This is a genomic window from Pelomonas caseinilytica, assembly GCF_021353235.1.
In the GTDB taxonomy this organism is placed as follows: domain Bacteria; phylum Pseudomonadota; class Gammaproteobacteria; order Burkholderiales; family Burkholderiaceae_C; genus Pelomonas; species Pelomonas caseinilytica.
On the sequence record NZ_JAJTWT010000001.1, the window covers coordinates 217,611 to 240,430 of the forward strand.

19 protein-coding genes are annotated in these 22,820 nt (G+C 70.0%); 17 read left to right on the forward strand and 2 right to left on the reverse strand.

The features are described from left to right. The first annotated feature begins 186 nt into the window (after nucleotides 1-186). The 14 genes from kduD (at nucleotide 187) to LXT12_RS01105 (ending at nucleotide 14,663) form a co-directional block, all read left to right on the forward strand. Nucleotides 187-948 (forward strand): 2-dehydro-3-deoxy-D-gluconate 5-dehydrogenase KduD, encoded by a 762-nt coding sequence (gene kduD / locus LXT12_RS01040; protein WP_233388597.1) that lies wholly within the window; start codon nucleotides 187-189, stop codon nucleotides 946-948. Between the two features lie 56 nt (nucleotides 949-1,004). Continuing rightward, nucleotides 1,005-1,892 carry a carbohydrate ABC transporter permease gene (locus LXT12_RS01045; protein WP_233388599.1) on the forward strand — a complete coding sequence of 296 codons (888 nt, stop codon included), beginning with the start codon at nucleotides 1,005-1,007 and terminating at the stop codon, nucleotides 1,890-1,892. After that, complete coding sequence (locus LXT12_RS01050; RefSeq protein WP_233388601.1) at nucleotides 1,889-2,761, forward strand: carbohydrate ABC transporter permease; 873 nt, start codon at nucleotides 1,889-1,891, stop codon at nucleotides 2,759-2,761. Before LXT12_RS01045 ends, LXT12_RS01050 begins: the two co-directional genes overlap by 4 nt. Beyond that, nucleotides 2,761-3,867 carry an ABC transporter ATP-binding protein gene (locus tag LXT12_RS01055; RefSeq protein WP_233388603.1) on the forward strand — a complete coding sequence of 369 codons (1,107 nt, stop codon included), beginning with the start codon at nucleotides 2,761-2,763 and terminating at the stop codon, nucleotides 3,865-3,867. Before LXT12_RS01050 ends, LXT12_RS01055 begins: the two co-directional genes overlap by 1 nt. Continuing rightward, entirely contained in the window at nucleotides 3,864-5,153 is a 1,290-nt protein-coding gene (locus LXT12_RS01060) for an ABC transporter substrate-binding protein (protein ID WP_233388606.1), read from the forward strand. The genes LXT12_RS01055 and LXT12_RS01060 overlap by 4 nt, the downstream gene beginning before the upstream one ends. Before the next feature lie 317 nt (nucleotides 5,154-5,470). Next, complete coding sequence (locus LXT12_RS01065; RefSeq protein ID WP_233388608.1) at nucleotides 5,471-6,652, forward strand: oligogalacturonate lyase family protein; 1,182 nt, start codon at nucleotides 5,471-5,473, stop codon at nucleotides 6,650-6,652. Between the two features lie 2 nt (nucleotides 6,653-6,654). After that, entirely contained in the window at nucleotides 6,655-7,719 is a 1,065-nt protein-coding gene (locus LXT12_RS01070; RefSeq protein ID WP_233388610.1) for a pectinesterase family protein, read from the forward strand. Then, on the forward strand, nucleotides 7,716-8,984 hold the full coding sequence (locus LXT12_RS01075; RefSeq protein ID WP_233388612.1) for a pectate lyase family protein: 1,269 nt from the start codon (nucleotides 7,716-7,718) through the stop codon (nucleotides 8,982-8,984). The genes LXT12_RS01070 and LXT12_RS01075 overlap by 4 nt, the downstream gene beginning before the upstream one ends. A 44-nt stretch (nucleotides 8,985-9,028) precedes the next feature. Beyond that, nucleotides 9,029-9,829, forward strand: coding sequence for a DNA-binding transcriptional regulator KdgR (gene kdgR / locus LXT12_RS01080; RefSeq protein ID WP_233388613.1), 801 nt, complete (start codon nucleotides 9,029-9,031; stop codon nucleotides 9,827-9,829). Nucleotides 9,830-9,921: 92 nt separating this feature from the next. After that, the gene (locus LXT12_RS01085) at nucleotides 9,922-10,941 is read left to right on the forward strand and encodes an NADP-dependent oxidoreductase (protein ID WP_233388615.1); all 1,020 of its coding nucleotides are present in this window, start codon (nucleotides 9,922-9,924) and stop codon (nucleotides 10,939-10,941) included. Beyond that, nucleotides 10,941-11,393 carry a GNAT family N-acetyltransferase gene (locus LXT12_RS01090; RefSeq protein ID WP_233388617.1) on the forward strand — a complete coding sequence of 151 codons (453 nt, stop codon included), beginning with the start codon at nucleotides 10,941-10,943 and terminating at the stop codon, nucleotides 11,391-11,393. Before LXT12_RS01085 ends, LXT12_RS01090 begins: the two co-directional genes overlap by 1 nt. Then, complete coding sequence (locus tag LXT12_RS01095; RefSeq protein ID WP_233388619.1) at nucleotides 11,390-12,277, forward strand: SDR family oxidoreductase; 888 nt, start codon at nucleotides 11,390-11,392, stop codon at nucleotides 12,275-12,277. Before LXT12_RS01090 ends, LXT12_RS01095 begins: the two co-directional genes overlap by 4 nt. 19 nt (nucleotides 12,278-12,296) lie before the next feature. Next, on the forward strand, nucleotides 12,297-13,544 hold the full coding sequence (locus LXT12_RS01100; RefSeq protein WP_233388621.1) for a BaiN/RdsA family NAD(P)/FAD-dependent oxidoreductase: 1,248 nt from the start codon (nucleotides 12,297-12,299) through the stop codon (nucleotides 13,542-13,544). 126 nt (nucleotides 13,545-13,670) lie between these two features. Then, nucleotides 13,671-14,663: a PEP-CTERM sorting domain-containing protein gene (locus tag LXT12_RS01105; protein ID WP_233388623.1), complete on the forward strand. Its 993-nt coding sequence runs from the start codon at nucleotides 13,671-13,673 to the stop codon at nucleotides 14,661-14,663. Between the two features lie 4 nt (nucleotides 14,664-14,667). Here LXT12_RS01105 and LXT12_RS01110 read toward each other — a convergent pair whose 3' ends face one another. Together LXT12_RS01110 and LXT12_RS01115 are read right to left on the reverse strand one after the other, a co-directional pair. Then, complete coding sequence (locus LXT12_RS01110) at nucleotides 14,668-15,846, reverse strand: hypothetical protein (protein WP_233388624.1); 1,179 nt, start codon at nucleotides 15,844-15,846, stop codon at nucleotides 14,668-14,670. After that, nucleotides 15,843-16,730: a hypothetical protein gene (locus LXT12_RS01115; protein ID WP_233388627.1), complete on the reverse strand. Its 888-nt coding sequence runs from the start codon at nucleotides 16,728-16,730 to the stop codon at nucleotides 15,843-15,845. The genes LXT12_RS01110 and LXT12_RS01115 overlap by 4 nt, the downstream gene beginning before the upstream one ends. A 167-nt stretch (nucleotides 16,731-16,897) precedes the next feature. Between LXT12_RS01115 and LXT12_RS01120 the strand changes: the two genes are divergently transcribed. From LXT12_RS01120 to LXT12_RS01130, 3 genes are all read left to right on the forward strand, one after another. Next, nucleotides 16,898-19,234, forward strand: a complete 2,337-nt coding sequence (locus LXT12_RS01120; protein WP_255763415.1) for a Tex family protein — start codon at nucleotides 16,898-16,900, stop codon at nucleotides 19,232-19,234. 166 nt (nucleotides 19,235-19,400) lie between these two features. Further along, on the forward strand, nucleotides 19,401-21,638 hold the full coding sequence (locus tag LXT12_RS01125) for a TonB-dependent receptor plug domain-containing protein (RefSeq protein ID WP_233388630.1): 2,238 nt from the start codon (nucleotides 19,401-19,403) through the stop codon (nucleotides 21,636-21,638). A gap of 19 nt (nucleotides 21,639-21,657) precedes the next feature. Beyond that, nucleotides 21,658-22,746 (forward strand): patatin-like phospholipase family protein, encoded by a 1,089-nt coding sequence (locus LXT12_RS01130; protein ID WP_233388633.1) that lies wholly within the window; start codon nucleotides 21,658-21,660, stop codon nucleotides 22,744-22,746. Nucleotides 22,747-22,820 lie beyond the last annotated feature (74 nt).

Sequence of the window (22,820 nt, forward strand, 5' to 3'; positions counted from 1 at the left end):
TGATAGGTTGAAGCACGCAAAATCGGAACATCGGTTCACTAATTAGAAACCATGATTCCGCAACACTATCCGCCTGCCTAAAGTCGTGGCATCGGGAAAAGTGGAACTGCGTTTCAGCCGATTCCCATCCACCGCGGCGGCCCCGTGCGCCGCGCAACCGGTGCCCTCGGCGCCTTGGACAAACACATGGTTCTTCAGAACTTCCATCTGGCCGGCAAGACGGCCATCGTGACCGGCTGCAACACCGGCCTGGGCCAGGGCATGGCGCTGGCGCTGGCCGAGGCGGGGGCCGACATCGTCGGCGTCAACGTTTCCGAGCCGGAGGAGACCCAGGCCGGCGTGCAGGCCCTGGGCCGGCGCTTCCTCGACCTGCGCGCCAACCTGGGCGACGTGGGCTGCATCCCCGACCTGGTGAGTCAGGCCAAGGCGCTGAACGGCGCCGTCCACATCCTTGTCAACAACGCCGGCATCATCCGCCGCGAGGACGCCATCAAGTTCTCGGAGGCGGACTGGGACGAGGTCATGGACCTGAACCTGAAATCGGTCTTCTTCCTGTCTCAGGCCGTGGCCAAGGTCTACCTGGCGCAGGGTTCGGGCGGCAAGATCATCAACATCGCCTCGATGCTGAGCTTCCAGGGCGGCATCCGCGTGCCCTCCTACACCGCCAGCAAGAGCGGCGTCATGGGCATCACGCGGCTGATGGCCAACGAATGGGCCCAGCACGGCATCAACGTCAACGCCATCGCGCCGGGCTACATGGCCACAAACAACACCGCCCAGCTGCGGGCCGACGAGCAGCGCAACAACGCCATCCTGGAGCGCATCCCGGCCGGCCGCTGGGGCAAGCCCGAGGACCTCGCCGGCCCCGTCGTCTTCCTGGCCTCGGCGGCGTCCGACTACGTCAACGGCTACACCATCGCCGTGGACGGGGGCTGGCTCGCGAGGTGACCTGAACGAGCCCGCAACAATGCGGGCCGCAACAGCCACGGAGGAGACACCGGGCGATGTACGAAAACAAAAAGCTGGGCTTCCTGTTCGTCCTGCCCTTCGTGTTGGGCGTGCTGCTGTTCAAGCTCTTCCCCTTCGTGATGAGCTTTGCGCTCAGCTTCACGCAGTACGACCTCATCGACCCGCCGGAGTGGGTGGGCCTGCGCAACTACGAGGAGATGCTCGGCGGCGACCCGCTGTTCCGCAAGTCGCTGGGCGTGACGCTCACCTTCGCGCTGCTGGCGGTGCCGCTGCGCGTGGGCTTCGCCCTCGTCGTGGCCCAGGTGCTGAACTTCCGGCTCAAGGGCATCAACGCCTTCCGCGCGGCCTTCTACATCCCGTCCATCCTGGGCGGCTCCATCGCCGTCGCGGTGCTGTGGCGCTTCCTGTTCGCCAAGAACGGGTTGGTGAACATCATCCTGTCCAAGGTCGGCCTGGCCCCCATCCCCTGGCTGGCCGACGAGCACTACTCGATGTGGACCATCGTGCTGCTCTTCACCTGGCAGTTCGGCTCGGCCTGCGTCATCTTCCTGGCCGCGCTGCAGAACGTGCCCAAGTCGCTGTACGAAGCCGCGGAGATCGACGGCGCCAGCGTCAACCAGCAGTTCTGGAAGATCACCGTGCCGCTGATCACGCCGGTCATCTTCTTCAACCTGATCATGCAGATGGTCCACGCCTTCCAGGAGTTCAACGGCCCCTACCTCATCACCGAGGGCGGCCCGCTGCACTCCACCTACGTGCTGGCCCTCTACATCTACGACCAGAGCTTCCGCTTCTTCAACCTGGGCTATGGCGCGGCCCTGAGCTGGGTGCTGTTCGCCCTCGTCGCCGGCCTGGCGGCCCTCTCCTTCTGGAGCAGCAAGTACTGGGTCTTCTACGCCGGCGAGAAGGAATCCCGGAAATGAGCGCCGCAGCCGAGATGAATGAACGCGCCGTCGGCGACGACGGCCGCACGCCCTGGCTGCGCTACCTGATGCTGGCGGCCACCGCCATCGTCATGCTCTATCCGCTGCTGTGGCTGGTGGGCGCCTCCTTCAAGAGCAACAGCGAGATCTTCACGTCCGCCGGCTTCTGGCCCAGCCACTTCTCGTTCGAGGCCTACGCCAAGGGCTGGAAGACCAGCACCGAATACACCTTCGCCACCTACTTCCTGAACAGCTTCCTCATCACCATCCCGCGCATCGTCGTCACGGTGATCTCCTGCGTGCTCGTGGCCTACGCCTTCGCGCGCTTCGAGTTCTGGGGCAGGAAGATCCTGTTCAGCATCATGGTCGGCACCATGATGCTGCCACTCATCGTGCTGCGCCTGCCGCAGTACCTGGTGTTCCGCGAGCTGGGCTGGCTGGACAGCTACCTGCCGCTGATCGTGCCCTCGGCCTTCGCCACCGACACCTTCTTCGTCTTCATGCTGGTGCAGTTCCTGCGCGGCATCCCGCGCGACATGGAGGAGGCCGCCCTCATCGACGGCTGCAACGCGCTGCAGCTGCTCTGGCACATCATCGTGCCCCTGCTCAAGCCGGCCATCATCAGCGTCGTCGTGTTCCAGTTCATCTGGACGATGAACGACTTCATGGGGCCGCTCATCTATCTCGCCTCGGTCGAGAAGTACCCGGTAAGCCTGGCGCTGAAGATGAGCATCGGTGCGACCGAGGAGGTCGAGTGGGCCAACGTCATCGCGATCTCCGTCGTCGCGCTGATCCCGTCCGTCGCGGTCTTCTTCGCGGCACAGAAACACTTCATCGAGGGCGCCACCAGCAGTGGCGTGAAAGGCTGATGGCCGCCGTTTCCCTGCGCAAGGTCGAGAAGACCTACCCCAATGGCTTCAAGGCCGTGCACGGCGTCGACCTCGACGTGCGTGACGGCGAGTTCATGGTCTTCGTCGGCCCCTCGGGCTGCGCCAAGTCCACGCTGCTGCGCATGGTGGCGGGGCTGGAGTCCATCACCGGTGGCGAGCTGCACATCGGCGGGCGCGTCGTCAACGACATCGCCCCCAAGGGCCGCGGCATCGCGATGGTGTTCCAGAACTACGCCCTCTACCCGCACATGACGGTCTACGACAACCTCGCCTTCGGCCTCAAGCTGGCCAGGACGGGCAAGGCCGAGCTGGATCAGCGCGTGCGCCACGCCGCCCAGCTGCTGGAGATGGAGCACCTGCTGGAGCGCTACCCCAAGCAGCTCAGCGGCGGCCAGGCCCAGCGCGTGGCCGTGGGCCGGGCCATCGTCAAGAAGCCCGAGGTCTTCCTCTTCGACGAGCCGCTGTCCAACCTCGACGCCAAGCTGCGCGCCGCGATGCGCGTTCGCCTGACCGAGCTGCACCGCAGCCTGCGCGACGCCGGCCAGCCCGCCACCACCATCTACGTCACGCACGACCAGACCGAGGCCATGACCATGGGCGAGCGCATCTGCGTGCTCAAGGCCGGCGTCATCCAGCAGGTGGACACGCCCACCGCCCTCTACGACCGCCCGGCCAATGCCTTCGTGGCCAGCTTCATCGGCTCGCCCGAGATGAACATCGTGCCAGCGCAGTTGCGCGAAGGCGCGGTGGAACTCGGCGGCGTACACCTGCCCCTGCCCGCCGGCCGCTTCAAGCCTCGAGCCGACGGCGCCGTGCAGTTCGGCCTGCGGCCCGAGCACATCGGCCTGAACCCCAAGGCCGGCAGCGTGCCGGTGCAGGCCACGCTGAAGTTCTGCGAGCACATGGGCTCCGAGGTCTTCACCTACTTCGACGTCGGCGGCCTGGCCTTCAGCGCCCGCGTGCCGGCCGAGGAGGGCACGGCCCTGACCGCCCTGCCCCGCGGCGCGGCCCTGTCGCTGCACTTCCAGATGGCGCATGCCCATCTCTTCGTGGCGGACGACCACGGCGCGAGCCTGCTCGCATGAACCTGAACCGCCGCCTCGTCCTCGCCAGCGGCGCTGCGCTGGCCGCGCCTTTCGTCCACGCCCAGGACAAGCCGGTGCTGCGCTTCGCCTGGTGGGGCGGCGCCAGCCGGCACCAGGCGACGCTGGCCGCGCTCAAGGTCTTCGAGCAGCGCCACGGCGTACGCGTCAAGGCCGAGTACATGGGCTTCAACGGCTACCTCGAGCGGCTCACGACCCAGATCGCCGGCCGCTCCGAGCCCGACGTCATGCAGATCAACTGGGCGTGGCTCGCCATGTTCAGCAAGCGCGGCAACGGCTTCACCGACCTGAACGGGTTGAGCCGGGAACTCGCCCTCGACCAGTTCACCGAAGACGACCTCGCCTACGGCCGCGTGCAGGGCAAGCTCAACGCCCTGCCCACCTCCTTCAGCGCCCGCGTCTTCCTGTGGAACCAGACCGCCTTCGGCCGTGCCGGCATCGCGCTGCCCAAGACCTGGGACCAGCTCTTCGCCACCGGCCCCGCTTTCCGCAGCAAGCTCGGCGACGCCCACTACCCGCTGGATGGCGAGCTCTACGACATGATCCTGCTGTCGCAGAGCTACATCCAGCAAAAGCACGGCACGCCTTTCGTCGACCCGGCCCGGCCGCGCGTGGCGATGAACGCCGCCGCGGCGCTGGAGTGGGTCCGGACCTACCAGCGCCTCGTCGACGGCCACGTGGCCACGCCGCTGCCCTTGCGCGCCAGCCTCGGCGGCGCCGAGAAGCCCACGGAACAACAGCCCGACTGGGTGGCCGGCCGCTGGGCCGGCAACTACACCTGGGACTCGGTCGTCGGCCTGCGCGCCTCCACGCTCGCCCCGGGCGAGAAGCTGGCCCTGGGCGCCTTCCCGATGCTGGAAGGCAGCCGGGACAGCGGCCTCTTCGGCCGCCCCACCGTCATGTACACCGTGGGCCGCAACTGCCGCCAGCCCGAGCTGGCGGCCCGGCTCGTGAACTTCCTGCTGGTCGACCCCGAGGCCGCGCGCATCCTGGGCCGCACCCGCGGCCTGCCCAGCGCCAAGGGCGCGCTGGCCGTGCTGCAGCAGGCTGGCGGGCTGCCCCCGCTGGAACTGGCTGCGCACGACCAGATCCAGGCCCAGCGCGACGCCGGCCGCCTCATCCGGCCCGCGCCGCTGTTCGAGCACGCCCGCTTCCAGAAGTTCATGCGCGAGGTCTTCGAGACCATCGCCTACGGCAAGACCACCGACGCCGAAGCTGCACGCCGGCTGGTGGATGAGGGGAATGCGTTGTTGTCGAGGATTCAGTGATGGCGCGGCAACTCGATGGGCGCGAGAGCACGGGTGGGCCTGATGCTTCGTGTCCCCCGGGCCGCTGCGCGCCCCTCCTCCTTTACCTTCGCATCAGGCCCACCCGCGCTCTCGCGCTGCGCCGCCGTCCTTCCACGCAGAAAACTCCTGCCGCCCGCGTCGGGATGTGGCTGGGCGCAATCGCGCAGGTAAAGGAGGAGGCCCGCGCAGCGGGCCGGGGGACACGAAGCGATTGCGCCCAGCCGCAGCCCGACGCCGCCCTGCTCTCCGCACCAGCGCCCAAGGCGCCCGCCAAACCTCAGCACGCTTAACTCAGCATGAAATCCACCGAGCGCAAGTTCAACTTCGTCACGCACGAGGACCCCGACACCGCCGCCCGCGTCACGCGGCTCACGCCGCCCGACGTCACCTGCCATCGCAACTACTTCTACCAGAAGTGCTTCACCAACGACGGCACGAAGCTGATGTTCGGTGGCGAGTTCGGCCCCGAGCCCAGCCCCAACTGGAACCTGCACCTGCTGGACCTGCCCACGCAGACGGCCATCCAGCTCACCGACGGCGCACGCGAGAACACCTTCGGCGCCTTCATGAGCCCCGACGACCGCTTCGTGTACTTCGTGCGCAGCGACCGCAACCTCATCCGGCTGGAGCTGGCCACGCTGCAGGAAGAGGTCGCCTACGTCGTGCCCGAGGGCTGGGTGGGTTACGGCACCTGGGTGGCCAACAGCGCCTGCACCAAGATGGTCGGCATCGAGATCGCCGCCGCCGACTGGTTCCCGCTGAACACCTGGCAGAAGTTCAACGAGATGTTCCACAGCAAGCCGCTGTGCCGCCTCTTCAGCGTGGACCTGCGCACCGGCCAACGCAGCGTCATCCTTGAGCAGCGCGGCTGGCTGGGCCATCCGCAGTACCGTCCCTTCGACGACCGCACCGTCGCCTACTGCCACGAAGGCCCGCACGACCTCATCGACGCGCGCATGTGGTTCATCGACGAGGACGGCGGCAACCGCCGCTGCGGCAAGGCCCACGAGCCGGGCGAGAGCTGCACCCACGAGTTCTGGGTGCCCGACGGCAGCGCCATGATCTACGTGAGCTACCGCCACGATTCGCCGGAGCGCTGGATCTGCAGCCTGGACCCGGTCACGCTGGAGAACCGCGTCGTGATGAGCATGCCGCAGTGCTCCCACCTGATGAGCAACTTCGACGGCAGCCTCATCGTCGGCGACGGCTGCGGCCAGGTCAGCAACGACAGCAGCGCCAGCAACGAGATGCTGGTGGGCGACCCCTACCTCCACCTCTTCGACCTCAAGGCCGGCCCCCAGGGCCCCGCCACCCGCCGGATCGCCCGCCATGACAGCAGCTGGGGCGTCTACAAGGACAGCCGCCAGGTCACCCACCCGCACCCCAGCTTCACGCCCGACGGCAGGCAGGTACTGTTCAGCTGCGACGCCGAACGCGCCCAGGGCGCCGAGCCGGCCCTCTACCTGGCCGAGCTCTGACCATGCGCTGGCTGGCGGCCCTGCTGCTGATGCTCGCCATGACGGCGCAGGCAAGGGCGCAGACCGCCGCCTGGCTCGGCGACTGGCGGCCACCGCCGCTGGCCGACCTCGCCGCGACGCCGCCCGACGTCGTCGTCAGCCCCGGCGACTCGCTGCAGGCCGCCATCGACGCCCTGCCCGCCGCCGGCCAGGCGCCCGCGGGCCGGCGCTGGGTCGTGCAGATCAGGCCCGGCGTCTACCGCGGTCCGCTGTGCATCCGCGACAAGGCGCCGCTCGCCCTCGTCGGCTCGCCGCTGGACGCCGCCGCCGTCGTGCTGGTCGATGGCCGCCATGCAGGCCAGTCCAAGGACCCATCGCAGGCGGCCCACCCCTGCGTGCCCGAGCTGGGCAAGCCCGGCGTCGGCACGGCCGCCAGCACGACGGTCGCCGTCTTCAGCGACGACGTGCAATTGCTGCACCTCACCATCGCCAACGACGCCATGGACGGCGTGCGCGACGGCCGGGGCTACGGCGAAGGAGCCGGCGAGAGCGGCGGCGCCCAGGCCGTGGCGCTGACCCTGTCCGGCGACCGCCTGCAGCTCGAAGGCGTGCGCCTGCTGGGGCACCAGGACACCCTGTTCGCGCGCCGCCGCACGCCCGAGGCGCCGGGGCGCCAGCTCATCCGCCACAGCCTCGTCGCCGGAGACGTGGACTTCATCTTCGGCGACGCCAGCCTCGTCATCGAGCACAGCACCGTGCTGAGCCGCGCAGGCCGGCGCACGCCCGGCTATGGCGGCATCGTGCTGGCGCCCAGCACCGCGCCGGCCGAGCCGCACGGCTTCCTCGTCACCCACAGCCGCTTCGTCGCCGAGCCCGGCCTCGCCCCCGACAGCGTGGCCCTGGGCCGCGCCTGGGATGCCGGCGTCAAGCCCGGCACCTGGCAGGCCGGCAGCAGCCCCAACGGCCAGGCCCTGGTGCGCGACTGCGAACTCGGCGCCCACATCGGCCCCTGGGCCGCCAGCACCTCGCGCCGGCCTTTCGACCCCACCGTCAACCGCCTGAGCGAACAGGACAACACCCGCCCATGAACCCCAGCCCCACGCGCCGCCAACTGCTCGCCCTCGCCGGCACCGCGCCCCTGTGGCTGAACGGCTGCGCCACGCCGGCTCCGGCGGGCGAGGCTCCGCTCGGTTGGGCCGGCATCGGTCCCACGACGGGGGGCGCGGGCGCGCGGGCCGAACACGTCTTCGACGTGCATGACCGCGCCGGCCTGGATGCTGCCCTGCGCCTGGGCGACACGCCCAAGATCATCCGCGTGCACCGCTTCATCGACCTCTGCCCCGACGGACCGGAGGCCTTCCGCGACCCGGCCTTCGACTTCGACGCCTTCGACCGCGCCTACGACCCCGCCACCTGGGGCCGCGACGACCCGCGCGGCCCGCTCGAGGAGGCCCGCCGCCGCTCGGCCCGGCGCCAGGCCGAGGCCGCCCAGCTGCGCCTGCCGTCCAACACCACCCTGGTGGGCGCCGCCCCGGGGGCCGGCTTCGAGCGCGGGGGCCTGCTGCTGGACAAGGTCGCCAACATCGTCATCCGCGACCTGCGCTTCTCCGACGCCTACGACGACTTCCCCGAATGGCAGCCGCGCGACAACGGCCACGGCGAGTGGAACTCGGAGTACGACAACGTGTCGCTGCGCGGCGCCGAGCGGGTGTGGGTGGACCACTGCCACTTCGACGACGGCCGCCGGCCGGACCGGCTGGAGCCCGTGCGCCTGGGCCAGCGCGTGCAGCACCACGACGGCCTGCTCGACATCACCAACGGCAGTGACCTGGTCACCGTGTCCTGGTGCCGCTTCCAGGCCCACGACAAGACCATGCTGATCGGCAGCGGCGACGGCAAGGCCGGCGACGAGGGCCGGCTGCGCGTGACCCTGCACCACAACCACTTCCACGGCTGCAAGGAGCGCACGCCACGGGTGCGTTATGGCCGGGTCCACGTCGTCGCCAACCTCTTCAGCGCCGAGCGCGCCGAGGACTTCGGCTACTCCCTCGGCGTGGGCTGGCATTCGCGCCTGTTCAGCGAGCACAACCGCTGGGAACTGCCGCCCTCGGTTCCGGCGGACCGCCTCATCCGCCGCCTCAAGGGCAGCGCCTTCTTCGACCGCGACAGCCGGCTCAACGGCCAGCCGGTCGACGTGCTCGCGGCCTGGCAGGCGGCCCACCCGGGCGAGGCCCTGACGGCCGACGCCGGCTGGCACCCCGACGAGGCCTACCCGGCCGCCGCGCTGCGGCCGGCCGATCCCGCTCATCTTGCTGAGCAAATCCGCGCCGGCGCGGGGCCCCGCCGGGCCTGAGTGAGAATCCACACCTGGAACAAGCGCCCGAAAGAATCGAAACGATGGACGACGACATTGGTGATTCGAAGCAGCCGGAGTCGGTCGCCGCGGTGCTCAAGGTGTTCGCCATCCTGAACGCCCTCGGCGAGCGCAGCGACATCGGCATCACCGACCTGTCCGTGCGGCTGGCCATGCCCAAGGCCACCGTCTACCGCTTCCTGCAGACCATGAAGAGCCTGGGCTATGTGCGCCAGGAGGCCGACAGCGAGCGTTACGGCCTGTCCATGCGCATGTTCGAACTGGGTGCCAAGGCCCTGCCGTCGCCCGAGCTGGTCGACCTGGCCAAGCACCACATGCAGATGCTGGCCGACGCCACCGGCGAGACCGTCCACCTCGGCAGCCTCATCGACAGCGAGATCATCTACATCCACAAGGTCGACTCGCGCCACATGCTGGGCATGTACTCGCGCATCGGCCGCCGCGCGCCGCTGCACTGCACGGCCATCGGCAAGGTGCTGATGGCCTGGGAACACCCCGAACGCCGCGACCGCATCCTCGACGGCGCCGAGTTCAAGCGCTTCCGCGACAAGACCATCACCGACCGCGCCGCCTTCCTGGCCGAGCTGGAGACCGTCAAGGCCCAGGGCTACGGCGAGGACCGCGAGGAGTTCGACGACCACATCCGCTGCCTGGGCGTGCCCATCTTCGACCGGCTGGGCCAGCCCATCGCCGGCATGAGCGTGTCCTTCCCCACCTTCCGCTTCGACGAGGCCAAGGCGCCCGAGGTCGTGCGGCTGCTGCAGGCCGCCAGCCGCGACATCTCCGAAAAGCTGGGCTGCTCCAGGTACCCCATCCCGGCCTGAGGGCGGTCCGGGCGGCCTTGTCGCCCCTGGGACGCGCAGCCGCCCGTGGCGGTGCTTCAATGTCGGCTGTTTTGTCTCCACGGACAGCCGCCATGACCACCGTCAACCACCAGATCCTCCTCGCCTCGCGCCCCCAGGGCGAGGTCACGCCCGACAACTTCCGCCTCGTCGAGGTGCCGCTGGCGCCGCTGGCCGACGGCCAGGTGCGGGTGCGCAACCACTTCCTCAGCCTCGACCCCTACATGCGCGGGCGCATGAACGAGAGCAAGAGCTACGCCGCCGCCCAGCCCCTGGGCGAGGTGATGATCGGCGGCACGGTCGGCGAAGTCGTCGAGTCGAAGAACACCCACTTCGCGGTCGGCGACAAGGTCGTCGGCATGGGCGGCTGGCAGGAGTACGTCACCGTCGACGCCAGCCAGCGCGGCGTGCTGCAGAAGGTCGACACCACCCACATCCCGCTGTCCGCCTACCTCGGCGCCGTCGGCATGCCCGGCGTGACCGCCTGGTACGGCCTCGTCAAGATCATCAATCCCAAGGCGGGCGAGACCGTCGTGGTGAGCGCCGCCAGCGGCGCCGTGGGCTCGGCCGTGGGCCAGCTCGCCAAGGCACGCGGCGCCCGGGCCGTGGGCATCGCCGGTGGCGCCGACAAATGCCGTTATGTCACCGAGGAGCTCGGCTTCGACGCCTGCATCGACTACAAGCAGCACGGCGACGTGAAGTCCCTGTCCGCCGCACTCAAGGCCGCCTGCCCGGACGGCATCGACGGCTACTTCGAGAACGTCGGCGGCTACATCCTCGACGCCGTGCTGCTGCGCGCCAACGCCTTCAGCCGCGTGGCCATGTGCGGCATGATCTCCGGCTACGACGGCCAGCCCATCCCGATGGCGGCGCCCCAGCTCATCCTGGTCAACCGCATGAAGATCGAGGGCTTCATCGTCTCCGAGCACATGGAAGTCTGGCCCGAGGCGCTGAAGGAACTCGGCACGCTGGTGGCCACCGGCAAGCTCAAGTACCGCGAGACCGTCGCCCAGGGCCTGGCCGCCGCGCCCGAGGCCTTCATGGGCCTGCTCAAGGGCCGCAATTTCGGCAAGCAGCTCGTCAAGCTGGTCTGATGCGCTGGACCTGCCTGCCCTTCGCCGAGTTGGGCGTGCAGCAGCTCTACGACGTGCTGGCCCTGCGCTCGGAGGTCTTCGTCGTCGAGCAGCAGTGCGTCTTCCTCGACATCGACGGCCTCGACCCGCAGACCTGGCATCTCCTCGGCCATGGAGCCGACGGCCGACTGCAGGCCTATGCCCGCCTCATCCCTCCCGGGCTCAAGGGGCCTGGCGCCCTCATCGGCCGCGTCGTCACGGCGCCGCTCGCCCGCGGCGGCGGCAGCGGGCGAGCGCTGATGGCCCAGGCCGTCGCGGAATGCGCCCGCCTGTGGCCGGGCCAGGCCATCACCCTGCACGCCCAGGCCCACCTCGAACGCTTCTACGCCGGCTTCGGCTTCACCCCCGTCGGCGAGCCCTACGTGGAAGACGGCATCCCCCACATCGAAATGCGCAAGGAGACATCCGCATGACCCGCAAGACCGCCGTCATCACCGGCGCCGGCTCCGGCTTCGGCCTGGAGACGGCCCGCATCGCCGCCGGCCGCGGCATGAACCTCGTCCTCGTGGACGTGCAGGCCGACGCGCTGGAAAAGGCGGCGGCGGAGTTCAAGGACGTGCAGGTCCTGTCCCGCGTCGTCGACGTGGCCAAGGCCGGCCCGATGGAGGAGCTGGCGGCAGCCGTGAAGCAACGCTTCGGCGCGCCCCACTTCGTCTTCAACAACGCCGGCGTCGGCTCCGGCGGCCTGATCTGGGAGAACGCCCTCAGCGACTGGGAATGGGTGCTGGGCGTCAACCTGATGGGCGTCGTCCACGGCGTGCGCCTGTTCACGCCCATGATGCTCGAAGCCGCCAAGGCCGACCCGGGCTACAGCGGCCACATCGTCAACACCGCCTCCATGGCCGGCATGCTCAACCCGCCCAACATGGGCGTCTACAACGTGTCCAAGCACGCGGTGGTGTCGCTGTCCGAGACCCTCTACCAGGACCTGTCCCTCGTCACCGACCAGGTCCACGCCTCGGTGCTCTGCCCCTTCTTCGTGCCAACCGGCATCAGCCAGAGCCATCGCAACCGGCCGGCCGACATGCCCATGGCCAAGCCCACCAAGAGCCAGCTCATCTCCCAGGCACAGACCGACAAGGCCGTGTCCTCGGGCAAGCTGACGGCGGCGGACGTGGCCGCACTGGTCTTCGACGCCATCGACCACGACAAGTTCTACATCTTCAGCCACCCCCAGGCCCTGGCCGGCGTGCAGACGCGGCTGGAGGATGTGATGCTGCTGCGCAACCCGACCGACCCGTTCGCCGACAAGCCGGAGATCGGCGCCGCGCTGAGGGCCAAGCTGCGGGCCGACTGACGGCAGGGACAATCGGGGCATGAGTTCCCCGATCGAAGTCGCCGTCATCGGCGGCGGCCCCGCAGGCCTGATGGCCGCCGAAGTCCTGGCCGGTGCCGGCCATGCAGTCACCGTGTTCGACGCCAAGCCCAGCGTCGGCCGCAAGTTCCTGCTGGCCGGCAAAGGCGGGCTGAACCTCACCCACTCGGAGCCCTTCGAGCCCTTCATCGGCCGCTTCGGCGAGCGTGCCGGGCAGATCGAGCCGCTGCTGCGCGGCTTCGATGCCGACGCCCTGAGGGCGTGGGCCGCCGGCCTCGGCGTGGAGACCTTCGTCGGCACCTCGGGCCGCGTCTTCCCTCGCGACCTGAAGGCCGCGCCGCTGCTGCGCGCCTGGCTGCATCGCCTGCGCGCCGGCGGCGTGAAGTTCGCGATGCGCCACCGCTGGACCGGCTGGTCAGGCGACGGGGCACTGCGCTTCGCCACGCCCGACGGTGAGCGCCTGGTCACGCCCCGGGCAACGCTGCTGGCCCTCGGCGGCGCCTCCTGGCCGCAGCTCGGCTCGGACGGCGCCTGGCCCCCCTGGCTGGCGGCGCGGGGCGTGGACGTCGCCCCGCTGCGGCCGGCCAACTGCGGCTTCGATGTCGGACCCACGGCAGCGCACCCGCAAGGCCCCGGCTGGAGCGAGCGCTTCGCCGGCGAATTCGCAGGCCAGCCGGTCAAGCCGGTTGCGCTGCAGGCCGAGGGCTTCGAGCGCCGGCCGGGCGAATTCGTCATCACGGCCACGGGCATCGAGGGCTCGCTGGTCTATGCCGCCAGCCGCGCGCTGCGCGAGGCCATCGACCGCGACGGCCACGCCACCCTCCACCTCGACCTGCTGCCCCAACTCAGCGCAGAGCGCGTGGCCGCCGAGGTGAAGCATCCACGCGGCAGCCGCTCGCTCTCCTCCCATCTCAAGAGCCGCCTCCACCTGGGCCCCCTCAAGCTCGGCCTGCTGCATGAGTTGCTGACGCGCGAGCAGATGCTCGACACGGCCACCCTGGCCGCCGCCCTCAAGCACCTGCCCCTGGTGCTGCGCGCCGCGCGGCCGGTGGAGGAGGCCATCAGCACGGCCGGCGGCGTGCGCTTCGAGGCGCTGGACGACGGCCTGATGGCGAAGGCCCTGCCCGGCGTCTTCGTCGCCGGCGAGATGCTCGACTGGGAGGCGCCGACGGGCGGCTACCTGCTGACCGCCAGCATGGCCAGCGGCCGCGCAGCGGCCCTGGGCCTGCACCGCTGGCTGGGCGACTGAGCGGCGCCGTCACAGGCTGTTGCAATCGGGCGCGGAGCTATCCCACGCCTTGGGGACGGCGGCGGGCCGGGGCGCATGGGGCCCCCTCCTAGACTGCGCGCCGGTCGAACCACCCCCTGTTCTCGAATGCCTGCACTGCGCCCCGCCTCCCTCGTCCTCGGTCTCCTCACCGCCGCCACCCTCGCCGCAGCCCCGGCCCGTGCCGACACGCCGCTGCCGCTGGGCACCCCGGGCCTGCCCAACCTCTACGGGCTGGAACTCAACCAGTGGTTCGTCTTCGCCAACCAGGCCAGCGCCGGCACCAGCATCGACGGCAAGCTGACGCAGGAGGGTGGGCTCCAGCCATTCCCGCTCGGCAGCGAGCTGAGCCGTGAGGTGCAGACCTCGCAGGCCTCCGGCAGCAAGCTGGCCTCGGCCTTCGCCCGCGTGTCGGCCACCGGCGTCGGCGCCAGCGCCTCGGCCCGCGACCCGCTCGATCCGGCCAGCACCTGGACAGGCTCGGTGGGCTACGCCATGGTGTCCTATGCCGCGGTGCTCGACCGCGACACCAGCATCCGCTTCGACCTCAAGCTCGATGGCCAGCTGCGCACGCTCGGCGAGCGCGCCACCGGGCCCGACGCGTCCGGCGCCGCCGTCGCCGCGCTCGCCTACGGCTCCCAGGCCGACATGACAGACGAGAGCCAGCGCGCGGTGTTCGCGGCGGCCGGCCTCTCGCCCGACGCCAGCGAGGAGGTCCTGCTGCAGCAGCTCAGCACGCTCAAGTCCAGCACCCAGACGCACCTGGACGCTTTCGGCGCCCAGGCCGACACCGCCCACCCCTGGACCGACGTCGACACGACCCTGCACGTCACGGCCCAGGGCACCGAGGTGAAGTGCGACGGCTCCTTCAGTTCGCCCGCTTGTGGCCGCTACTTCTACCTCTTCAACGTGCTGCTCTTCACCGGCGCGCAGAACGGCGGCCTCGCCGACTTCTCGCACAGCCTGCAGGTCAGCGCCATCTCGGTGGACGGCGGCGCGGCCCTGCCCTTCCAGGCCGTATCGGCCGTGCCCGAGCCGTCGACGGCGCTGCTGTGGGCGGCGGGCGTCTGCGGCCTGTTGGTGCGCCGCCGCTTGAGGTGATAGATCAGGGCCGCCGCCCGTCGAGCTGGGCCTCGAGCTGGCTGACGTCGCGGCCCAGCTCGGCCAGGTAGCGGTCGCGCTCCTCGCTCGTCCACTCCGCGTCAGAGAAGCCCTTGAGCGCATAACTGCCGCTGCGGTGAACCACGCCCTCGCGCCTTGGCAGCATGGCGCGGTCGGGGAAGCGGTCCTCCATCAGCAGGAAGCCCTGCAGGTCGCGCAGCTGCAGCGGCATGGCGGGGGCCGCGTCGCGCAGCAGCTTGCCGAAGACGCGCAGCCGTGCCACCTGGGCGCCGCTGCCGAGCGGCTCGTTGAAGCTGACCAGGGCGAAGGGCCGGCCGGCCGCGTCGTCGACCCGCGCGGTCACCACGTAGCGCCCTGCCTTCCTCACGTCCAGCCCGACGAGGAAGTCCAGCGAGCCCTCGGCCACGCGGTCACGGATGCTGCCCCATTCGGCCGGCACGAGAGGCTCGTAGACGACGTCGAAGTTGACGACGCCCTGATGCCCGTCCTGGCTCAGCGTGAACTGCAGCCGCAGCGTGCCGGAGAAGTCCGCGAAGGCGGTGGCCGAAGGTTGGAAGCGGGCCGTGTAGGCGCCGTCGCCGGCGGGCGTGAAATCCAGCGCCATCTGCGGGCGGCCAGCCGCGTGGCGAGGGTCGGGCAGGTCGAAGGCGACGGCGCGCACCACCGTCAGCGGCAAGGGGCGGCCAGCATCGTCCTGGGCCGACACCCCGACGCTGACGGTCTCGTCGCCGCTCATGAAGACGCGGTCCTGGCTCGTCACGATGCGCACACCCGGCACCGCCGCTTTGCTGCCGGGAAAGCGCAACGGCAGGCTCTCGCGGATGGGCACGAAGGGATGGACCTGGTCGGGGTGCTCGGCGATGGGCCGCGACTCGTGCGGGTAGCGGGTCTGCTCGCGGTAGGTGGCCAGCGTGAGCTTGGCGCGCTCCAGGCGCTGCAGCAACGACTGGCGCTGGGCCAGTCGCTCGCGCAGGGCCGCGTCGGTGAAGGGCGAGCCCAGGGCGCGCGACGCGGCGGCAGACGCCGCCGGCGCAGGCAGCTCGAGGTGGCTTCGCCCCGACGCCTCGGCGACCGTGGCCGGCGCGGGCGCCCCGCCTGGCCAGGCCCACCAGGCGACGAGGCTGGCCAGCGCGGCGCCGGCCAGCCAGGGCCAGGGCTTCACTTGGCGTAATTGACCATGTCGGCGCGCACCAGCCCCACCGTGCCCTGCCAGTTGCCGTTGGTGTAGTGGTTGTAGGCCTCGGCGTCATCGCGGAAGACCACCGAGTGGTTGGCCCACTTGGCCCTGCCGCCCTCGGTGGCCGCCGTGCCCAGGGTGAGGTCGTTGCAGAACCAGTCGCTGGGGTTGCAGTAGCTGCCGCCGCCTGAGCCCGACACGCCGCCGGCCGAGTGGTAAGCCACCGCCTCGTCGTCCTGGCCCGGCAGCACGAAGGAATAGAGCGTACCCTTGGCGCCGGCCCACATGTAGAACATCTTGGCGCGCGTGTTGTTGTGGTCGTAGAGCGCGCGGGCCGTGCCGGTCTTGAGGTCGCTGACCAGCGGCTCGGACAGCGCCCAGTCACCGGCGTTGGCCAGTTCGCTGCCGCCGCCGGCGCCGGCCGCCACGTCCACCCACTTGATGTTCCAGCCCGTCTGGGTGCTGCCGTCGCTGTTGGCGCAGGCGCCGTCCGGGCCGGGCGAAGCGTTCTTCTTGTAGCGGGTGCTGCCGCCGTACAGGGACAGCGTGTAGCCGATCATCAGGTCACCCGCGCTGTGGGCGGCCACATAGCACCAGTTCGCGCCCGTGCAATAGCAGTCCAGGGCGTTGCGGACCAGGTAGTTCTGGTCGGAGATGTGGTTGTAGCCGTCCCAGTTGACGGCCTTCTTGTTGACGCCGGCCGCCGTGCTGGCCGGCCCCCAGTAGGTGAAGTCGGCGTAGTTGCCGGCCACGCCGCCGCCGGTGCGGCCGTTGACCCACAGCGAATAGTTCGTCGCGAACGCGGCCCCGGCCGCCAGCGCGGCACCGAGAACCATCAGATACCGGCGAGAGAAAAACATCTTCCGCATCCTTGTCTCCTGTTGTTGGCTGCTACTGCGGGCGCCACTGTATTGAGGGGTCAAAAGCGGCAAACCCTGGGTAACCCGCAGAAACCGCGCGCGGGCCTGCGGATGGCCGCTTCAGGAAAACCCCTGTGGGAAACTCGCAGGCTTTTCGTCGGATTTCCAGAGCCGTGTTGGACAACAAGCTGATCGTTTCCCAGATTGCCGCCGAACTGAAGGTGCGGCCCGCCCAGGTGCAGGCCGCCGTCGAGCTGCTGGATGGCGGCGCCACCGTGCCCTTCATCGCCCGCTACCGCAAGGAAGCCACCGACGGCCTGGACGACGTCCAGCTGCGCGAACTCGACGCCCGCCTGGCCTACCTGCGCGAACTGGCGGAGCGCCGCGAGGCCGTGCTCAAGAGCATCGCCGAGCAGGGCAAGCTCACGCCCGAGCTGCAGGCCGCCATCGAGGCCGCGCCGACCAAGCAGGAGCTGGAAGACCTCTACCTGCCCTACAAGCCCAAGCGCCGCACCAAGGGCATGATCGCCCGCGAGGCCGGCCTCGAGCCGCTGGCCGACCTGCTCTTCGCCGACCCGTCGCTCGTGCCCGTGGACGAAGCGGCGCGGTTCATCAACGCCGAGGCGGGCTTCGCCGACGCCTTCGCCGTGCTGGACGGCGTGCGCGACCTGCTGTCCGAGCGCTGGGCCGAGGACGCCGTGCTGGTGGGCAAGCTGCGCGAATGGCTGTGGGCCGAAGGCCTGTTCCAGAGCAGGATCATGGACGGCAAGAGCCCGGACACGCCGGACCACGCCAAGTTCCGCGACTACTTCGACTACGCGGAGCCCATCCGCACCGTGCCCTCGCACCGGGCGCTGGCCGTCTTCCGCGGCCGCACGCTGGAGCTGCTGGACGCCAAGCTGGTGCTGGACGAAGAACCCGTGGCCGGCAAGCCCGGCCTGGCGGAGGGCCGCATCGCCACCCACCTGGGCTGGCGCCATGCCAACCGCCCGGGCGACGACCTGATCCGCAAGACCATCGCCTGGACGTGGAAGGTCAAGCTCTCGCTGAGCCTGGAGCGCGACCTGTTCGCCCGGCTGCGCGAGGCGGCCGAAGCGACGGCCATCAAGGTCTTCGCCGAGAACCTGCGCGACCTGCTGCTCGCCGCGCCGGCCGGCAAGCGCGTCGTCATGGGGCTGGACCCGGGCATCCGGACCGGGGTGAAGGTGGCCGTGGTGAGCGACACCGGCCGCGTGCTGGACACCGCCACCGTCTACCCGCACGAGCCGCGGCGCGACTGGGAGGGCAGCCTGCACACGCTGGCCAAGCTCTGCGCCACCCACGGCGTCAACCTCATCGCCATCGGCAACGGCACGGCCAGCCGCGAGACCGACAAGCTCGCCGGCGAGCTCGTCAAGAAGCTGCAGGCGCTGGACGCGAACGTCAAGATCGACCGGGTCGTCGTCAGCGAAGCCGGCGCCTCGGTCTACTCGGCCTCGGAGTTCGCCTCCAAGGAGTTGCCCGACCTGGACGTGAGCCTGCGCGGCGCCGTCTCCATCGCCCGCCGGCTGCAGGACCCGCTGGCCGAACTGGTCAAGATCGACCCCAAGAGCATCGGCGTGGGCCAGTACCAGCACGACGTCAACCAGAGCGAGATGGCGCGCGCGCTGGACGCCGTCGTCGAGGACTGCGTGAACAAGGTGGGCGTGGACCTGAACACCGCATCGAGCGCCCTGCTGGCCCGCGTGTCGGGCCTGTCGGCCTCGGTCGCGGCCAGCATCGTGCGCTGGCGCGACGCCCACGGCGCCTTCCGCAACCGCCAGCAGTTGCTGGACGTGACGGGCCTGGGGCCCAAGACCTTCGAGCAGGCGGCGGGCTTCCTGCGCATCCGCGGCGGCGACAACCCGCTGGACTTCAGCGGCGTGCACCCCGAAACCTATCCGCTGGTGGAGAAGGCCCTGGCCCTGCTGAAGCGCCCGGCCGACGAGGTCATCGGCCGCAGCGAGGTGCTGCGCAGCCTCAAGCCCGAGCTACTGGCCGACGACAAGTTCGGCCTCATCACCGTGAAGGACGTGCTGGCCGAGCTGGAAAAGCCGGGGCGCGACCCGCGGCCGGACTTCAAGGTCGCCCGCTTCAACGAGGGCGTGGAGGACGTCAAGGACCTGCAGCCGGGCATGCTGCTGGAAGGCACGGTCAGCAACGTGGCGCAGTTCGGTGCCTTCGTCGACCTGGGCGTCCACCAGGATGGGCTGATCCACGTCAGCCAGCTGTCCAACAAGTTCGTGAGCGACGCCCGGCAGGTGGTCAAGACGGGGGACATCGTCAAGGTCAAGGTGCTGGAGGTGGACCTGGCTCGCCAGCGCATCTCGCTGACCATGAAGCTGGACGCCCAGGCGCCGCGCGGCCCGAGGCAGGACAACGGCTTCCGGCCGGCGGCGCGGCACGAGCGCCAGGGCGGTGGCGCGCGCGACTCGCAGCCCGCCGGCGGCAATGCGATGGCAGCGGCTTTCGCGAAATTGCAGACGAAACGCTGAAAACGTCGCACTGACCTTAGTCACCGCTCGACTGCGCTGTCATGATCGCGGCCCGCGCCGCCTGCCGTCGATTGGCGCCGCTGAACTGGCAGCCGGTCGCAGCGCCGCTGCGCCGCCGGCCCAGCACTTTTATCGTGCGCGCCGCCTCGAACCTCCGGAGTCCCGTTTGAAAACCCCCGCCCTCGCGTCGCTGCTGCTGCTCTGCCCCGCCCTGGTCCTGGCCCAGCAGGAGGTCGACCGCGCCCAGAACGCCTCGCCCACGCCGGGCAACCAGCAGCTCGAGCGCGTCTCGGTCACGCGCCAGCAGACCGACACCGACCTGCGCCGCCGCGAGCCGGTGGCCAAGCAGCTCTACGGCCGCGAGGAGCTGGACAAGTACGGCGACACCCAGCTCTCCGACGTGCTCAAGCGCCTGCCGGGCATCAACGTCTCGGGTGGCCAGCTGCGCATGCGCGGCCTCGGCGGCGCCTACACGCAGATCCTCGTCAACGGCGAGCCGGCGCCCCCGGGCTTCAGCCTGGACAACCTCAACCCGCAGCAGGTCGAGCGCCTGGAGGTGACCAAGGCGCCCACGGCCGACCAGAGCGCCCAGGCTATCGCGGGCACGCTCAACATCATCCTCAAGGACGCGCCGCGCGTGGTGCAGAAGGACCTGCGCCTGGGCCTGGCCTATGCGAGCGAGAAGCCCGTCGTCAACGCCGGCTTCACCTATGGTGACCGCGTCGTCGGCGGCCTGGGCTTCGTGCTGCCGATCTCGGTCTACAACTGGAACTTCAAGAACGAACTCGATGGCGAGCGCCTGACCAACGCCGAGCCGCAGCCCGGGCAACTGCGCCAGCATGTGGCCAGCGAAGGCCGCGACCGCTCCCACGGCCGTGGCTTCAACGTCTCGCCGCGCCTGAACTGGAAGCTTGGCGACGACGAGACGCTGAGCCTGCAGGGCTTCTTCGTCGACAACCGCTTCCGCACCGAAGGGGACAACACCGTCACCCGGCTGGCCGACAACGACCCGGCCTACCTGCCCCGCACGCTGGACGAGACGACGCGCAACCACGGCACCTTCTCCGCCCAGCGCCTCAACCTGCAATACAACAACCGCTTCAACGAGGACCGCCGGGTGGAGCTACGCGCCGGTGCTGGCTCGGGCGGGGCCGACTTCGACTTCGATTTCGAAGGCCGCGGCGGGGCCGTGCCCATCAGCCGCACGACCACCGGCCACAACCGCAACCACCAGGCGACGCTGGGCGGCAAGTACAGCCAGTACGCTGGCGAGGCCCACACCCTCACGGCCGGCGGCGAGATCGAGCGCCGCGTGCGCGACGAGAACCGCCGCACGCTGGAAAACGGCGTCGAGCTGCTGCCGGGCATCGAGGGCCAGCCCTTCAACGCCACCATCACGCGCACGGCCGTCTACGGCCAGGACGAGTGGGAGATCAACAAGCAGTGGTCGGCCTATTTCGGCGTGCGCCACGAGCAGATCAAGACGCAGAGCGAAGGCAGCTCCGACTTCGCCGGCAGCAGCGACTTCCAGAGCACCAGCAAGGTCACCACGCCGCTGCTGCACCTGAACTACAAGCCCGATCCCAAGGGCCGCGACCTGGTGCGCGCCAGCCTGACGCGCAGCTACAAGGCGCCCGACGTTCAGCAGCTCATCAACCGGCCCTCCATCAACACGACGGAGCCGCTGACCTCGGGCAACACCCGCACGACGCCCGACCGGGTCGGCAACCCCAACCTCAAGCCCGAGCTAGCCACCGGCCTGGACATCGCCTACGAGAGCTATCTGCCCGCGGGCGGTCTGGTGTCGGTGGGTGTCTTCCACCGGCGCATCACCAACCTCATCCGCACCGACCAGCCGCAGCTGATGACCGTGCCCTGGGCGCCGACGCAGCGCTGGGTCATCACGCAGATCAACCTCAGCAAGGCCACGACGCAGGGCCTGGAGATCGAGGTCAAGGGTCGCGCCGGCGAGCTCTTCCCCAGCCTGTTCGAACCGACGACGGCGCTGAGCCTGCGTGCCTCGCTGAACCTCTATCGATCCTCGGTGGGCGACATTCCCGGCCCCAACAACCGCCTGGAAGGCCAGCAGCCCTGGCAGTTCAATTTCGGCGCCGACTACCGGATGAAGAGCCTGCCCATCACCATGGGTTTCAGCGCTCAGATCGCGCCGGACTTCGACGTGCGCCAGAGCGCGCTGCAGAGCCAGGAGACCCTCGCCTCGCGCTCGCTCGATGCCTTCGCAGCGATGCAGGTCAGCAAGCAGGACAGCGTGCGCCTGAGCGCCAACGGCCTGTTCCAGCCCAGGCAGGGCACGCGGGTGACTTTCGCCGACCTGCAGGACTTCACGCTCAGCGAACGCAAGCCGGTGGCCTGGTGGGCCGTGAACTGGGAACACAAATTCTGATCCAGGCTATCTTCCCGGCATGAGTTCCGGCGCCCTGCAGATCCTCGCCGGCCCGGCCGCCCGCGCGCGCCTGGCCGAGCGCGGCCTGCGGGCCGAGGACGTCGGCCTCGTGCCCGCCGCGGCCGGCGGCCCCAAGGGCCTGATCCTCAACGGCCTGGACCGCTTCGTCTTCGGCGACTGGCTGCCCCGCGGCCAGCAAACCGTCCATCTCGTCGGCGCCAGCATCGGCGCCTGGCGCATGGCGACGGCCGCCCTCGCCCACCGCGACGTCGCTGAGGCCTTCGACGCCATGGCCGAGGCCTACGTCACGCAGGAATACGACGTGCTGCCCGGCGAGAAGCGCCCGCGGCCCGAGGGCGTGAGCCGGCGCTTCGGCGAGATCCTGGCCGCCATCTTCGAGGGCCGGGAGGCCGACGTGCTGTCGCACCCGCGCCTGCGCCTGCACGTCGTCACCTCGCGCGGGCGGGCCGGCCTGCTGGCGCGCGAGGGGCGGCTGCGCACGCCGCTGGGCTACCTGGGCGCCTTCGCGGCCAATGCGGTGTCGCGCCCGCTGCTCGGACGCTTCCTGGAGCGTGTGGTGTTCTCCGATCCGCGCGACCGCCTGCCGCTCAGGCTCAACGACTTCACCAGCCGCGAGGTCCATCTGTCGCGCGCCAACCTGCGCGCCGCCCTGCTGGCGAGCTGCTCCATCCCGTTCTGGCTGCAGGCCCAGCACGACCTGCCCGGCGCCCCGCGCGGCGCCTACTGGGACGGTGGCATCACCGACTACCACCTCCACCTCGACTACCGCGCCTTGCAGGCCTCGGGCCACCCGCTGGTGCTCTACCCGCACTTCCAGCGCCAGGTCGTGCCCGGCTGGCTCGACAAAGCGCTCAAGCACCGCCACCGCTCGACCGCCTTCCTCGACAACGTCGTGCTGCTGTGCCCGTCGCCGCAATGGATCGCCAGCCTGCCGGGCGCCAAGTTGCCGGACCGCAACGACTTCATGGCCCTGGAGCCGCAGGAGCGCCGCCGCCGCTGGCGCGTGGCCGTGGCCGAGAGCCAGCGGCTGGCCGACGAATTCGCGGCGTTGACCGCGCGCGACACCCTCCACGCGCTGCCCCTTTAGAATGCCGGCTCCCTCCCCTCACAAGAGCGAGAAAGGCACCCTGGTTATGACACCGCGAACTACGACCACCTTCA